The organism is Streptomyces sp. PKU-EA00015, from assembly GCF_013387495.1.
GTDB lineage: Bacteria > Actinomycetota > Actinomycetes > Streptomycetales > Streptomycetaceae > Streptomyces.
The window spans coordinates 87188-99567 of sequence record NZ_JABZEE010000032.1 but is presented as its reverse complement, the minus strand read 5'-3'; the positions used below and the strand labels follow the sequence as shown (position 1 = coordinate 99567).

Genomic DNA, 12380 nt, shown 5'->3' with positions numbered 1-12380 from the left:
GCCGCCTCACCCGGTCGACGCTCTTCGCGCCCGCACCAGGAAGTCCTCCACCCGGGCGCGGTCCGGTTCCGGTGGGAGCGGGGTGGTGGGGGCCGCCGAGTCGGCCTCCTCGGACAGGCGGGTCATCCACGACTCGACCCGCTCCCACGGCACCTCGCCCCGCCTGACCTCCAGGAGCCGGTCGCGGTCGGCGCCGACGTCGATCACCAGCTCGCCCGTGCGCAGCAGGTCGCGGCAGCTGGTGAGCAGGCGGAGGAGGTGCATGGCGTGCTTCCAGCGGGGCGTGCCGTACTGCCGTACGTCGGCCTCCAGCTTTCTGCGCTGCCCGTCCGCGTACCGCACGAACGTCTCGTGCGCCCGGCGGGAAAGGAACGCTCCGCGCAGGGAGAGCAGTTCGCGGCCCGTGTCGTCGACGTGCTCGACGAGCGGGGAGTGCAGGCACTCCAGGATGTTCGGGTTGGCGCGCAGGGCAAGTTCGAGGAACCTCTCCAGCTCCCACGAGAACTGCTCCTCCGCCGGGCCCTCCACGTGCGTCGGCGGCTTGGCGAACCGCCAGTACAGCGCGGTCGGGGCCAGGAAGACCCCGCGGCGGTCCGTGTCGCTCGACTCCGTCGCCAGTCCGAACGCCCGCGACCCCATGACACAGGAGTAGATCGTGTGATCGCGGACGAGAGCCTCTGGAGTCATGCGCGCGAGGCTACGACACCGCGCCGGCGGTCACATGAGCAGGATGGAGTCCCCCTCGACGGTGATCTGCTTCGCCGGCAGCGGCCGCGTCGCCGGGCCCGCCGCGACCGAGGCGTCCTCGATGCGGAACTTGCTGTTGTGACAGGGGCAGTTGATGAGACCGTCGCTGACCGAGCCCACGGTGCACCGCTGATGCGTGCAGATCGCGGAGAACGCCTTGAACTGCCCGGCCGCCGGCTGAGTCACCACGACCTCCTGCTCCTTGAAGACGGTTCCGCCGCCGACCGGGATGTCCGCGGTCCTGGCCAGTTCCTCGCCGGCCGGCGCCGGAGCCGACGCGCCGTCCGTCGGTGTCGTGGCCCCCTCCGCGGGGTCCTGGGGCGTGGACGCGTCGCCCCCGTCTCCCTCCCCGCAGCCCGTCACCAGCGCGACGGCTCCCGCCGCTCCCGCCGCCAGGACCGACCTTCGGCGCGTGTCCATGTCACTCTCCCTCGGTTCGGAACGCTTCTCGCCCCGACCACCGGGGCACCAGCATCCTTGCGCTCCCGGCACCTGTGGTGAAGCAACCGCGCAGGCATGTCCGTCCGCCGGCCCACCGAAGAGCGCCGGGCGTTCAGACCCAGGGCGTCAGTTCCCGGGCGTGGCCGTCCTCGTCCCGCCGTACGGCGAGCACCCCGGTCACGGCCGCCCGCTCGACCGGGCCGTACACATGCGGGAAGAGCATGTCCCGGGAGCCCTCCCAGCGGACCTCGGCGGTGAGCAGCGACTCGTCGATGACCAGCACCAGCAGGTCCGCCACGTCGCGGTACGGGCCGTCCGCGACGGCGAGCGCGGCGGACTCGTCCGCGGAGCAGTGCACGAAGCCCTCGGACGTGAGGGAGGCCGGGGCGTACGGGCCGGCGACGTCGGCAGTCCACTCGTCCACCGGCACGACATGAAAGAGCATGCGCCAGTTGTAGCGCAGGCGCCGGGGCGCGGGCGTCTCGGGGAGCGGTCGTCGCGGCCCGGCCCGGACGCGCTGACTAGGCTGAACGCAGCAGCCGCCCCCAGACGCCGCACCCCGCTCCGCGTCACCCAGGCAAGGACACCGCAAGGACATGGCCCAGTGAGAACCGCGCTCGTCATCGGAACAGGACTGATCGGCACGTCCGCCGCGCTCGCTCTCGCGGGGCGCGGCGTCGAGGTGCACCTCGTCGACCACGACGCGGCGCAGGCCCGCACGGCCGCCGCGCTGGGCGCGGGCACGGACGAGCCGCCCGAGGGGCCTGTGGACCTCGCCGTCGTCGCGGTGCCGCCCGCGCACGTCGCCACCGCGCTCGCCGAGGCGATGCGCGCGGGCGTCGCGCGCGGCTACCTCGACGTCGCCAGCGTCAAGGGCGGGCCCCGCCGCGAGCTGGAGGCGCTGGGCGCGGACCTGTCGGCGTACATCGGTACGCACCCGATGTCCGGCAAGGAGCGCTCCGGGCCCCTGGCGGCCACCGCCGACCTCTTCGAGGGCCGCCCCTGGGTGCTCACGCCCACACGCGACACCCACACCGAGGTGCTGAACCTCGCACTGGAACTGGTCGCGCTGTGCCGGGCCGTCCCCGTCGTGATGGACGCGGACGCCCACGACCGCGCCGTCGCCCTCGTCTCGCACACCCCACAGCTCATCTCCTCGATGGTCGCGGCCCGCCTGGAGGACGCCGACGACACCGCCGTACGGCTGTGCGGGCAGGGCATCCGGGACGTGACCCGGATCGCGGCGTCCGACCCCCGGATGTGGCTGGACATCCTGTCCGCGAACCCCGGACCGGTGGCCGACGTGCTGGCCGGCGTCGCCGCGGACCTGGACGAGACGGTCCAGTCGCTGCGGGCGCTGCAGGCCGCCGACGAGTCCAAGCGGCGCACCGGTGCGGAGGGCATCGAGGACGTGCTGCGGCGCGGCAACGCCGGCCGCGCCCGCGTCCCCGGCAAGCACGGCGCGGCACCGGCGGCGTACGAGACCGTCGCGGTCCTCATCAGCGACAAGCCCGGCGAGCTTGCCCGCATCTTCGCGGACGCGGGCCGGGTGGGCGTGAACATCGAGGACGTCCGCATCGAACACGCGACGGGCCAGCAGGCGGGCGTCGTGCAACTGATGGTGCAACCGGCGGCGGCCCAGGTCCTCAGCGCCTCCCTCCGCGAGCGCGGCTGGGCACTCCGCCAGTAGCGCGGTCCGCCCGGGCCGCCCAGGCCGCCCCCATCCCGGGCCCGGGGCGGGGGCGGGCAAAGGCGCCGCCCGGTAAAGACGTCGCCCGGCACTCGGTAACCTTGTGGCGGGGCCTTCGGCACTCCCGCCGCCCTCTCCCGCGAACCCGAAAGGTGTCCGACACCGTGGAATCCGTGATCGTCGCCATCGATGGCCCCTCCGGCACGGGCAAGTCGAGCACCTCCAAGGCCGTCGCCTCAACGCTGGGCCTGAGCTACCTGGACACCGGCGCCCAGTACCGGGCGATCACCTGGTGGATGATCAGCAACGGCATCGACGTCGCCGACCCGGCCGCCGTCGCCGCCGTCGCCGACAAGCCCGTCATCGAGTCCGGCACCGATCCGGCCGCGCCGACCATCACCGTCGACGGCTTCGACGCCGCCGGCCCCATCCGTACGCAGGACGTCACCTCCAAGGTCAGCGCCGTGAGCGCCGTGCCCGAGGTGCGCACCCGGATCACCGAGCTGCAGCGGTCCATCGCCGCGGCCGCCGAGAAGGGCATCGTCGTCGAGGGACGCGACATCGGCACCACCGTCCTCCCCGACGCCGACCTGAAGATCTTCCTGACCGCCTCGCCCGAGGCGCGGGCCGCCCGCCGCAGCGGCGAGATCAAGGGCTCCGACGTCGCCGCCACCCGCGAGGCTCTCATCAAGCGCGACACGGCCGACTCCAGCCGCAAGACCTCCCCCCTCGCCAAGGCGGACGACGCGGTCGAGGTCGACACCACCGACCTCACCCTCCAGCAGGTCATCGAGTGCGTCGTGACCCTCGTCGAGGAGAAGCGGGCCGCCAGGTGACCGTCCCCTCGGAGAAGGGCGCGGCCGTCGGGCGGGGCATCGGCATCGGCCTGATGTACGGACTGTGGAGGCCGCGCGTCCTGGGCGCCTGGCGGGTCCCGGCGGCCGGCCCGGTCATCCTCGCGGTGAACCACGCGCACAACATCGACGGGCCGATGCTCATGGGCACCGCCCCCCGGCCCGTGCACTTCCTGATCAAGAAAGAGGCGTTCGTCGGCCCCCTGGACCCGTTCCTGACCGGAATCGGGCAGCTCAAGGTGGACCGTACGGCAGCCGACCGCACCGCCATCGCGGGCGCCTTGGGCGTCCTGGAGAACGGCGGCGTCCTCGGCATCTTCCCCGAGGGCACCAGGGGCGAGGGCGACTTCGCCTCGCTGCGCGCGGGCCTCGCGTACTTCGCCGTCCGCAGCGGCGCGCCCATCGTGCCCGTCGCCGTACTGGGAAGCACGGAGCGCCGCGGACGGTTGATACGGGCACTCCCGCCGCTGCGCAGCAAGGTCGACGTCGTCTTCGGCGACGCCTTCGAGGCCGGGGACAGCGGTGGACGGCGTACGCGCAAGGCGCTGGACGAGGCCACCGTACGCATCCAGGAGCGGCTGACCGCCCACCTGGAAAACGCAAAGCGCCTGACCGGGCGCTAGGCCAGACTTGAGTAATGGGCTGCGGAGCTCGCGGCCCAGTGACGAACGAGGAACGGACTTCATGAACGACCAGCACGACCACGGAGCGCTCGGCGACGCCGAGTACGCGGAGTTCATGGAGCTCGCCGCGGAAGAGGGCTTCGACGTCGAGGACGTCGAGGGCGCGATCGAGGAGGCGGGCCACGGCCCGCTGCCCGTCCTCGCCGTCGTCGGCCGCCCCAATGTCGGCAAGTCGACCCTGGTGAACCGCATCATCGGCCGCCGTGAGGCCGTCGTCGAGGACAAGCCCGGCGTCACCCGCGACCGCGTCACCTACGAGGCCGAGTGGGCGGGGCACCGTTTCAAGGTCGTCGACACCGGCGGCTGGGAGCAGGACGTCCTCGGCATCGACGCGTCCGTCGCCGCCCAGGCCGAGTACGCCATCGAGGCCGCCGACGCGGTCGTCTTCGTCGTCGACGCCACGGTCGGCGCCACGGACACCGACGAGGCCGTCGTCAAGCTTCTGCGCCGCGCGGGCAAGCCCGTCGTGCTGTGCGCCAACAAGGTCGACGGACCGAGCGGCGAGGCCGACGCCACCGCCCTGTGGTCGCTGGGCCTCGGCGAGCCGCACCCCGTCTCCGCGCTGCACGGCCGCGGCACGGGCGACATGCTCGACGCCGTTCTGGAGGCCCTGCCGGACGCCCCGGCGCAGACCTTCGGCAACGTGGTCGGCGGCCCGCGCCGCATCGCCCTCATCGGCCGCCCGAACGTGGGCAAGTCCTCCCTGCTGAACAAGGTCGCGCGCGAGGAGCGCGTCGTCGTCAACGAGCTGGCGGGCACCACCCGTGACCCGGTCGACGAGCTGATCGAACTCGGCGGTGTCACCTGGAAGTTCGTCGACACGGCCGGCATCCGCCGCCGCGTCCACCTCCAGGAGGGCGCGGACTACTACGCCTCCCTGCGCACCGCCGCCGCCGTGGAGAAGGCGGAGGTCGCCGTCGTCCTGATCGACGCGAGCGAGTCGATCAGCGTCCAGGACCAGCGCATCATCACCATGGCCGTCGAGGCGGGCCGGGCCATGGTCATCGCGTACAACAAGTGGGACACCCTCGACGAGGAGCGCCGCTACTACCTGGAGCGGGAGATCGAGACCGAGCTCGGCCAGGTCGCCTGGGCGCCGCGGGTCAACGTCTCGGCTCTCACCGGCCGCCACATGGAGAAGCTGGTCCCGGCGATCGAGACCGCGCTCGCCGGCTGGGAGACCCGTGTCCCCACGGGCCGGCTGAACGCCTTCCTCGGCGAGCTCGTCGCCGCCCACCCGCACCCGATCCGCGGCGGCAAGCAGCCCCGCATCCTGTTCGGTACGCAGGCGGGCACCAAGCCGCCCCGGTTCGTCCTCTTCGCCTCCGGCTTCCTGGAGCACGGCTACCGGCGCTTCGTCGAGCGCCGCCTGCGCGAGGAGTTCGGCTTCGAGGGCACGCCGATCCACATCTCGGTGCGGGTGCGCGAGAAGCGCGGCCGCAAGAAGTGACCTGACACGTCGAAGGGTGCCGTCGCCAGGCGACGGCACCCTTCGACGTGTCGCGGGCCGGGTCACATCCCCCGGCGCGGTGCCGGCGGCAGAGCGGCGGGCTGGGCGCTGTGCCGGCCGACCTGGTAGTACGGCTGCCAATTGCCCTGCTGCGCGGAGGTGTTGCGATGCTCCGTGTGGTCGCCGTCTCCGCTGAAGCCGCCCCGGCCGCTGTGCAGTCCCATCGCCCCGAAGGCCCGGAATCGGAGGTCCTCCTCGCCGCTGCGGTCACCCGGGAGCGCCTTGAACGCCCTCAGGTACTCCGAGTACAGCGCGTCGTAGATCGGGGTGGCCGAGTGGCCCGCCGATCCGTCACGCGCCGGGCGCATCGCGGGAATCTGGCTCTGGTACGGCTGGCGGGAGGGGTCGTATGAGTGCACGTACCCTGCAACGACGCGGGGGTCCTGCGGATGCGGGCTGGGAGCAGCTGCATTCTTCCGGGGGACGAAGGCCCTTGCGGCCGTGCCCGGGCACACGGACGCGCGCCCGGGCGGGATCTCCTCCGGGCGTACGTCCGCGTGCCCGGGCTCGGCCGAGTCGCGGCCTGGCGGGCGGCATGCCGACCGGGGGATCGGCGCCGAACGGTCAGGTGCCCGCGAGCGGCATCGCGGCGGCCACCAGGCGCCCGTTGGCCGCGGCCTTCTCCAGGGCGTCGCGCAGCAGGTCCTCGCGCGGCTGCTGACCGATGGAGCCGACCGGTGCGGCGAACACCAGCACCGTGTGCGTCTTGTTGGCCGCCGTACGCCAGCCGTCCGTGACCTGGAGCGGCTGATGGGCCTGCCACCAGGCGACCTGGCCGCCGCCTCCCGTACCGGGCTGGAGCACGGCGTGCAGTTGCCCCATGGCGACCAGCACCGACCAGCCGGGCAGCTGCCCCGGCACCTGGTTCACGTCGGAGACCGGCTGGAATCCCTGCTCGAGGAGGAGCGGGAGGAACTCGTCTCCGGCCGCGCCCGAGGTGCCGGGACGGGCGATGGGTGCGGTCGGCTCGACCACGAGCGCGGGATGCAGCTCCCCGTTGATCAGGATCAGACCGCTGGTGACACCGAGCACCGCCTGCTCGGGGGCTGTGCCCGCAGTCCGGGGCTCCTCGCCGGTGATGGACCGGACGGCGCCCTGGAGCTGGTCCTCGGCGACCTGGACGACCTGAGAGGGGATGCAGGTGGCGTGGGCGAAGGCGAGAACGGCGGTCTCCTCCCCGACGAACAGCACCGTGCTGGTGCGTTCCTGCTCGGAGTCGCCCGGGGTGCGGCAGGAGGTGCAGTCGTAGCTGCCCGGGGCGTTGTGGCCGGCGAGCAGCCGGTCGGCTTCTTCGTCGCCGATCTCGGCGCGTACGTCCTCGCTGACGTCGAGCATGCGCGGCACGGGAGGCTCCTCGGACTTGATCACGTGTGCCGGGCGGGTCCCGGCTCATAACGGGTCAACGGGTGATATGCGGCAGGGGTCACGCGTGAAGCGGCACCGAATCGCCACCGGACGGGCGCGGCGCGGGCCACCGCCGCACGGCGCCCCGGTTCCTGTACCGGCCCTGACCGGCCAGTACAGTTCAGCCGGGGCCCCCACCGACCCGGGGGAGCGAAGAACATCAGGGGGACGTGGCGCCGTATGCGTTTGTCATTTCTGCTTCACAATGCCTACGGCATCGGGGGAACGATCCGCACGACGTTCAATCTCGCCGAGGCGCTGGCCGAACGGCACGACGTCGAGATCGTCTCCGTCTTCCGCCACCGCGACGAGCCGACGATGGGCGCTCCGGCGGGCGTGACCATGAAGCACCTCGTCGACCTGCGCAGAAAGAGCCCCGGCTACGACGGCGACGACCCGCTCGCGAAGCGGCCCGCGAAGGTCTTCCCGCGCGGCGACGGCCGGCACAAGCAGTACAGCCGCCTCACCGACCTGCGGATCGGGGCGCACCTCGAGTCGCTGGACGCCGACGTCGTGATCGGCACCAGACCCGGCCTCAACGTGCACATCGCCCGGCAGGCGCCGCGCGGTGTCGTGCGGATCGCCCAGGAGCACCTGACACTGGACAGCCACGGTTACCGGCTGCGCCGGGAGATCGGCCACCGCTACGCGGTCCTGGACGCGATCACCACCGTCACCGAGGCCGATGCCCGCGCCTACCGCGAGCGGCTCGACCTCCCGGGCGTCCGTGTCGAGGCGGTGCCCAACAGCGTGCCCGCACCGAAGGTCCCACCCGCGGACTCCCGCGCCAAGTGGGTCGTGGCGGCCGGCCGGCTCACCCGCGTCAAGCGCTACGACGTGCTCGTCGAGGCCTTCGCCAAGGTGGTCGCCGTCCGCCCGGACTGGCGGCTGCGGATCTACGGCAGCGGGGACGCGACCGGCAACGAGAAGAAGGCGCTGCGCGCCCTGATCGAGGAGCGCGGGCTGCACAACCATGTCTTCCTCATGGGCACGGTGAACCCGCTGGAGCCCGAGTGGGTCAAGGGCTCCGTCGCGGCCGTCACGTCCACCCTGGAGTCCTTCGGCATGACCATCGTGGAGGCCATGCGCTGCGGGCTCCCGGTCGTGTCGACCGACTGCCCGCACGGGCCGGGCGAGATCATCGACGACCGTGCCGACGGCCTGCTCGTGCCGGTCGGCGACGTCGACGCCTTCGCCGCCGCGCTGCTCGAACTCATCCAGGACGACGAGCTCCGGCGGCGTACCGGACAGGCGGCGCTCGCCGCCTCCGCGCGGTTCGACCCGGTGCGGATCGCCGAGCGGCACGAGGCGCTGTTCGCCGAACTCGTCGCCCGCGGCGCCCGGCGCAGGGGCAGCGGCGCGGTGCGCGAGGCGCTGCACCGCGGCAGAAGCGCGCTCTATGACGGGGCCTACTCCCTGCGTTATGTTGCCGCGGACGTGATCCGCCGAGGGAAGAAGAGCACATGAGCACGTCCAGCACGGCCGGCGGACGGCGGACCCCGCGGGCGGACTGCGTTGCCGAGGCATCGGGCGACATCGTCTTCGAGGCGGTGGCAGCGGGCGCCGCGCTCGTCCTGCGGCTCACCGGCGGGGGCGGCTCCGGCGACGAGGTGCGGCTGCCGCTGACCGACGCGGGCGACGGCACGGCGCGGGCGGTGCTGGCGGCCGCGACCGAGCTGGCCGAGGGCCGGTGGGAGGTTCTCACCGCCTCCGGGGAGCCCGTCGAGTCCGGTGTCCGCGACCTGCGGGCCCTCGTCGACCTGGTCCCCGAGGCGGACCGGATCGCCGTGCGGGTCCCGTATCCGACGGCCCAGGGCGGGCTCGCGGTCCGCTGCTGGGTCCGCGCCCCGCACGCGGAGGCCGGCGACATCGGCCTCACTCCCGGGCAGGGCACGGTGTCCGTGGAGGGACTGCTGTACGGGGCCTCGCTCGGTGAGGGTGCGGTGGCCGAGGCCCGCCTGAGCTCGGGCGGCCGGGTCCACGAGGTACCCGTGACCGGCCAGGGCCGCGCGTTCGGCTTCACGCTGCCGTACGCGCCGATCGCCGGCTCACCGGGCGGCAAGGAGCAGCTGTGGGAGCTGTGGCTGCGGCCCGCGGCGGACGCCGAGGGCATAAGGATCTCCCGCATACTCGACGACGTCTGGGACAAGAAGGGCATCTTCGTCTATCCGAAGCAGCGGACGCAGAGCCGTCTGGCCGCGCCCTGCTACACGGGTGACAACGACCTCTGCGTGCGCGTCACCGCAGCGGGCTGACGTCCTCGCGCCGGGCGCGCACGCAGAGTCACCGCGGACAGGACCTGTCCGCAAGGGCTGGCAGACTCGGCCGCATGTTGGAGACCTCGGCACGACTCCTGCGCCTGCTCTCTCTGCTGCAGGCCCATCGCGAATGGTCGGGCGCCGACCTCGCCGAACGGCTCGGCGTCACGCCGCGCACCGTGCGCCGTGACGTGGACCGGCTGCGCGAACTCGGCTATCCCGTCAACGCCAGCCCCGGCACGGGCGGCGGCTACCAGCTGGGGGCGGGCGCCGAGCTGCCGCCGCTGCTGCTCGACGACGACGAGGCGGTGGCCGTCGCCGTGGGCCTGCGCACGGCGGCCGGCCAGGGCATCGAGGGCATCGGCGAGACGTCCGTACGTGCCCTCGCCAAACTGGAGCAGGTGCTGCCGGGCCGGCTGCGCCGCCGGGTGAGCGCGCTCAACGCCTTCACGGTGCCGATGCTGCGGACGCCGCAGGCCCGGCTCGACCCGTCCGTCCTGACGGAGCTCGCGAACGCCTGCCGCGACAGCGAACGGCTGCGGTTCGAGTACCTCGACCACGCCGGCTCCGCGACCCGCCGCACGGTCGAGCCGCACCGGCTGGTGTGCACCGAACGGCGCTGGTACCTGGTGGCCTGGGACGTCGACCGGGAGGACTGGCGCACGTTCCGCGCGGACCGGATCACGCCGAAGCCGCCGCACGGCCCGCGCTTCACCCCGCGCACGCCGCCTGCCGACGACCTGGCCGCCTATGTCTCCCGGGGCGTCTCCACCAAGGCGTACGCGGCCCGCGCGGTCATCAGACTCCACACCTCCGCCGAGCGGGCGGCGCAGACGATCGGGCCGTCCGACGGGGTGCTGGAGCCCGTCGACGCGTCGCACTGCCTGCTGCGCACCGGTGCCACCGGCCTGGACGTGCTGGTGATCCACGTGATGCTGATGGGCGTGGACTTCGAGGTGGTGGAGCCGCCGGAGCTGACCGATCGCGTCCGGGAGGTACGCGACCGCCTCTCGCGTGCTCTGGCGTACGAGGCGGATCGCGGCCTGGGAACGGATGATGGGGATTCTGTGAGGGAGTCGTGAATTCTCCCTGCCGTGTCAATTCGGACCGCCGGTGGCTCCGGTAATTCCGCGAGGAAATTCCGCTTGATCGTCAATGGCTCGGTTGAATTATCAGGAGAACGCGCGAGGAGCGCCCGTTCGGGTGAACGGGGTCACGCGGAAGCCCTTCCGGGCAGGTGTCGAGATCCTGTGACAGAAGCGTGACCGGTGAGGTACCCGGGGCTGCTGGGGTGATCGACTTCCCGCCTTCCGTCACCGTCCGCTGCCGCCTACGGTGGAGTGCATGGCACCCATACCGACACCTCCCGAGCAGCCCGACGACGCGCCCGATTCCTATGTCGGCCTCGGCGCGCGGGCGGCCGAGCAGCAGGCCCGCGAGCGCGGCTGGACGACCGTCAGAGCGCTGCCCCCCGGCTCGATCATCACGATGGAGTACGTGGCGGGCCGGCTCAACTTCGAGGTGCGCGACGACGTGGTCATCCGCTGCTGGAAGGGCTGACCGGCGCCCCGGGGCAGACGCGCGAAAGGCCCCGGCACCGATGTGCCGGGACCTTTCCCGTGGCCGTCCCCGCTCAGCCGCCCGTGACGGACCGCGAGTGCGGCGGGCGTCTGCTGCCCGACGCGGTGACCGGCGAGCGCTCGGAGCGCACCGTGTGCGGGCGCTGCGGATGCGTCGCCGTCGGATGCGCCGTGGCCGGGTGTGTCGTCGTCCTCGTACCGGCCGGTGAACCGGGCCGGCTCCCGCCGACAACGGCCACCGGCTCCCGTGACGGATCGTCCGCCGCGGGTGCGGGCACCCGGAGCGGGAACACCGCCTGCCGCGGGCCGCCCGCCGCGACGGGCCGGGAGGGCGACAGCGTCCGGCGCGAGCGCCACTGGTCCCGCAGGCCCAGGACGAACCGCTCGGCGCGGACGATGACCGGCTCGCACCAGGGCAGTCCCAGCAGGATCAGCAGTCCCGCGGCCCAGCCGAGCAGGACGTCGCTCAGCCAGTGCGTACCGAGGTACACGGTGGTCAGCCCCACGCCCAGGGAGACCACGGCCGACAGGGCCGACAGATACCGGCGGGCCCTGGGCGTGGTGGCGAGATAGGCCAGAATGCCCCAGGTCACCACGGCATTGGCGGTATGTCCGGAAGGAAATATATCGCCGCCGGCGAAGAGCTCGGCCGAGCCGATCTGCGTCGCGTAGTGGGGGCCGAGCCGGCCGAGTCCGATCTTGACCGCGCCCACGGTGACGTTCAGCAGCAGCAGGGCCGCGCCGAGCGCCAGCAGGGGCCGGAGGGTGTGCTGACGCCAGGAGCGCCAGCCCAGCCAGGCCGCGACCATGACGGCCGTCGGGCCGCGCTGGCCGAGTACGACGAAGTAGTCGAGAAACGCGTGCTGCTCGGGCCACTGCTCGTAGGGACGGAAGAGCATGAGCTTCCAGTCCAGGGCGACGAGCCACGTCGACGCCAGTACGGCGACCACGATGGCCACGTAGAACGCGGACGTCCCGCCGAAGAGCGCGAGACGTGTGCGGCTCATCCGCGGGATCTCAATCTTCGGCGGTTCCGGCTCCCGGTCCAGCCGGGCAAAGATGTCGGTACGCACCCAATCGACGTTACAGGGAGTGAGTGGCCGGATAGGCCGATCCACTCCTTTCGTGATGCCTATGTGATGTGGAGTTTGTCTCAGATCCCGTTCAATTCACGGCCCGCCAGGAAAGACCGGTGGCCTTGTTCCCTATTTAT

General features: G+C 72.5%; 14 protein-coding genes. 8 read left to right on the top strand and 6 right to left on the bottom strand.

The features are described from left to right. Positions 1-6 precede the first annotated feature (6 nt). From HW130_RS20605 to HW130_RS20595, 3 genes are all read right to left on the bottom strand, one after another. Positions 7-687, bottom strand: coding sequence for a DNA polymerase beta superfamily protein (locus HW130_RS20605; RefSeq protein WP_177151123.1), 681 nt, complete (start codon positions 685-687; stop codon positions 7-9). Between the two features lie 30 nt (positions 688-717). Next, a complete protein-coding gene (locus HW130_RS20600; RefSeq protein ID WP_177151122.1) occupies positions 718-1167 on the bottom strand; it encodes a Rieske (2Fe-2S) protein in 450 nt (149 codons plus the stop codon). A 133-nt stretch (positions 1168-1300) separates the two neighbouring features. Continuing rightward, the gene (locus HW130_RS20595) at positions 1301-1633 is read right to left on the bottom strand and encodes a DUF952 domain-containing protein (protein WP_177151121.1); all 333 of its coding nucleotides are present in this window, start codon (positions 1631-1633) and stop codon (positions 1301-1303) included. Positions 1634-1792: 159 nt separating this feature from the next. On the opposite strand from HW130_RS20595, the gene HW130_RS20590 reads away from it, so the two are divergent. From HW130_RS20590 to der, 4 genes are all read left to right on the top strand, one after another. Continuing rightward, entirely contained in the window at positions 1793-2878 is a 1086-nt protein-coding gene (locus HW130_RS20590) for a prephenate dehydrogenase (RefSeq protein WP_177151120.1), read from the top strand. A 152-nt stretch (positions 2879-3030) separates the two neighbouring features. After that, the gene (cmk, locus tag HW130_RS20585) at positions 3031-3714 is read left to right on the top strand and encodes a (d)CMP kinase (protein ID WP_177151119.1); all 684 of its coding nucleotides are present in this window, start codon (positions 3031-3033) and stop codon (positions 3712-3714) included. Beyond that, the gene (locus HW130_RS20580) at positions 3672-4355 is read left to right on the top strand and encodes a lysophospholipid acyltransferase family protein (RefSeq protein WP_177151118.1); all 684 of its coding nucleotides are present in this window, start codon (positions 3672-3674) and stop codon (positions 4353-4355) included. Before cmk ends, HW130_RS20580 begins: the two co-directional genes overlap by 43 nt. Positions 4356-4416: 61 nt before the next feature. Next, on the top strand, positions 4417-5865 hold the full coding sequence (gene der / locus HW130_RS20575; protein WP_177151117.1) for a ribosome biogenesis GTPase Der: 1449 nt from the start codon (positions 4417-4419) through the stop codon (positions 5863-5865). Positions 5866-5927: 62 nt separating this feature from the next. Here the strand turns inward: der and HW130_RS20570 are convergent, their stop codons facing one another. Next, positions 5928-6233, bottom strand: coding sequence for a hypothetical protein (locus tag HW130_RS20570; RefSeq protein WP_218183769.1), 306 nt, complete (start codon positions 6231-6233; stop codon positions 5928-5930). 256 nt (positions 6234-6489) lie between these two features. After that, positions 6490-7269, bottom strand: coding sequence for a hypothetical protein (locus HW130_RS20565; RefSeq protein ID WP_177151115.1), 780 nt, complete (start codon positions 7267-7269; stop codon positions 6490-6492). Positions 7270-7509: 240 nt separating this feature from the next. Here HW130_RS20565 and HW130_RS20560 point away from each other — a divergent pair, with 240 nt between their 5' ends. From HW130_RS20560 to HW130_RS20545, 4 genes are all read left to right on the top strand, one after another. Next, positions 7510-8796, top strand: a complete 1287-nt coding sequence (locus tag HW130_RS20560; protein ID WP_177151114.1) for a glycosyltransferase family 4 protein — start codon at positions 7510-7512, stop codon at positions 8794-8796. Further along, positions 8793-9584, top strand: coding sequence for a hypothetical protein (locus HW130_RS20555; RefSeq protein WP_177151113.1), 792 nt, complete (start codon positions 8793-8795; stop codon positions 9582-9584). The genes HW130_RS20560 and HW130_RS20555 overlap by 4 nt, the downstream gene beginning before the upstream one ends. A gap of 74 nt (positions 9585-9658) precedes the next feature. After that, positions 9659-10669, top strand: coding sequence for a YafY family protein (locus HW130_RS20550; protein WP_177151112.1), 1011 nt, complete (start codon positions 9659-9661; stop codon positions 10667-10669). 262 nt (positions 10670-10931) lie between these two features. Next, positions 10932-11147, top strand: coding sequence for an I78 family peptidase inhibitor (locus HW130_RS20545; protein WP_177151111.1), 216 nt, complete (start codon positions 10932-10934; stop codon positions 11145-11147). Between the two features lie 73 nt (positions 11148-11220). Here the strand turns inward: HW130_RS20545 and HW130_RS20540 are convergent, their stop codons facing one another. Then, positions 11221-12240 (bottom strand): phosphatase PAP2 family protein, encoded by a 1020-nt coding sequence (locus HW130_RS20540; RefSeq protein ID WP_177151110.1) that lies wholly within the window; start codon positions 12238-12240, stop codon positions 11221-11223. Between the last annotated feature and the right edge of the window lie 140 nt (positions 12241-12380).

Excerpts from the sequence above, each read along its gene's own strand:
- HW130_RS20605 (WP_177151123.1), bottom strand. The coding sequence starts at position 687 with ATGACTCCAGAGGCTCTCGTCCGCGATCACACGATCTACTCCTGTGTC.
- HW130_RS20560 (WP_177151114.1), top strand. The coding sequence starts at position 7,510 with ATGCGTTTGTCATTTCTGCTTCACAATGCCTACGGCATCGGGGGAACG.
- HW130_RS20595 (WP_177151121.1), bottom strand. The coding sequence starts at position 1,633 with ATGCTCTTTCATGTCGTGCCGGTGGACGAGTGGACTGCCGACGTCGCC.
- HW130_RS20550 (WP_177151112.1), top strand. The coding sequence starts at position 9,659 with ATGTTGGAGACCTCGGCACGACTCCTGCGCCTGCTCTCTCTGCTGCAG.
- HW130_RS20600 (WP_177151122.1), bottom strand. The coding sequence starts at position 1,167 with ATGGACACGCGCCGAAGGTCGGTCCTGGCGGCGGGAGCGGCGGGAGCC.
- der (WP_177151117.1), top strand. The coding sequence starts at position 4,417 with ATGAACGACCAGCACGACCACGGAGCGCTCGGCGACGCCGAGTACGCG.
- HW130_RS20570 (WP_218183769.1), bottom strand. The coding sequence starts at position 6,233 with ATGCGCCCGGCGCGTGACGGATCGGCGGGCCACTCGGCCACCCCGATC.
- HW130_RS20545 (WP_177151111.1), top strand. The coding sequence starts at position 10,932 with ATGGCACCCATACCGACACCTCCCGAGCAGCCCGACGACGCGCCCGAT.
- HW130_RS20555 (WP_177151113.1), top strand. The coding sequence starts at position 8,793 with ATGAGCACGTCCAGCACGGCCGGCGGACGGCGGACCCCGCGGGCGGAC.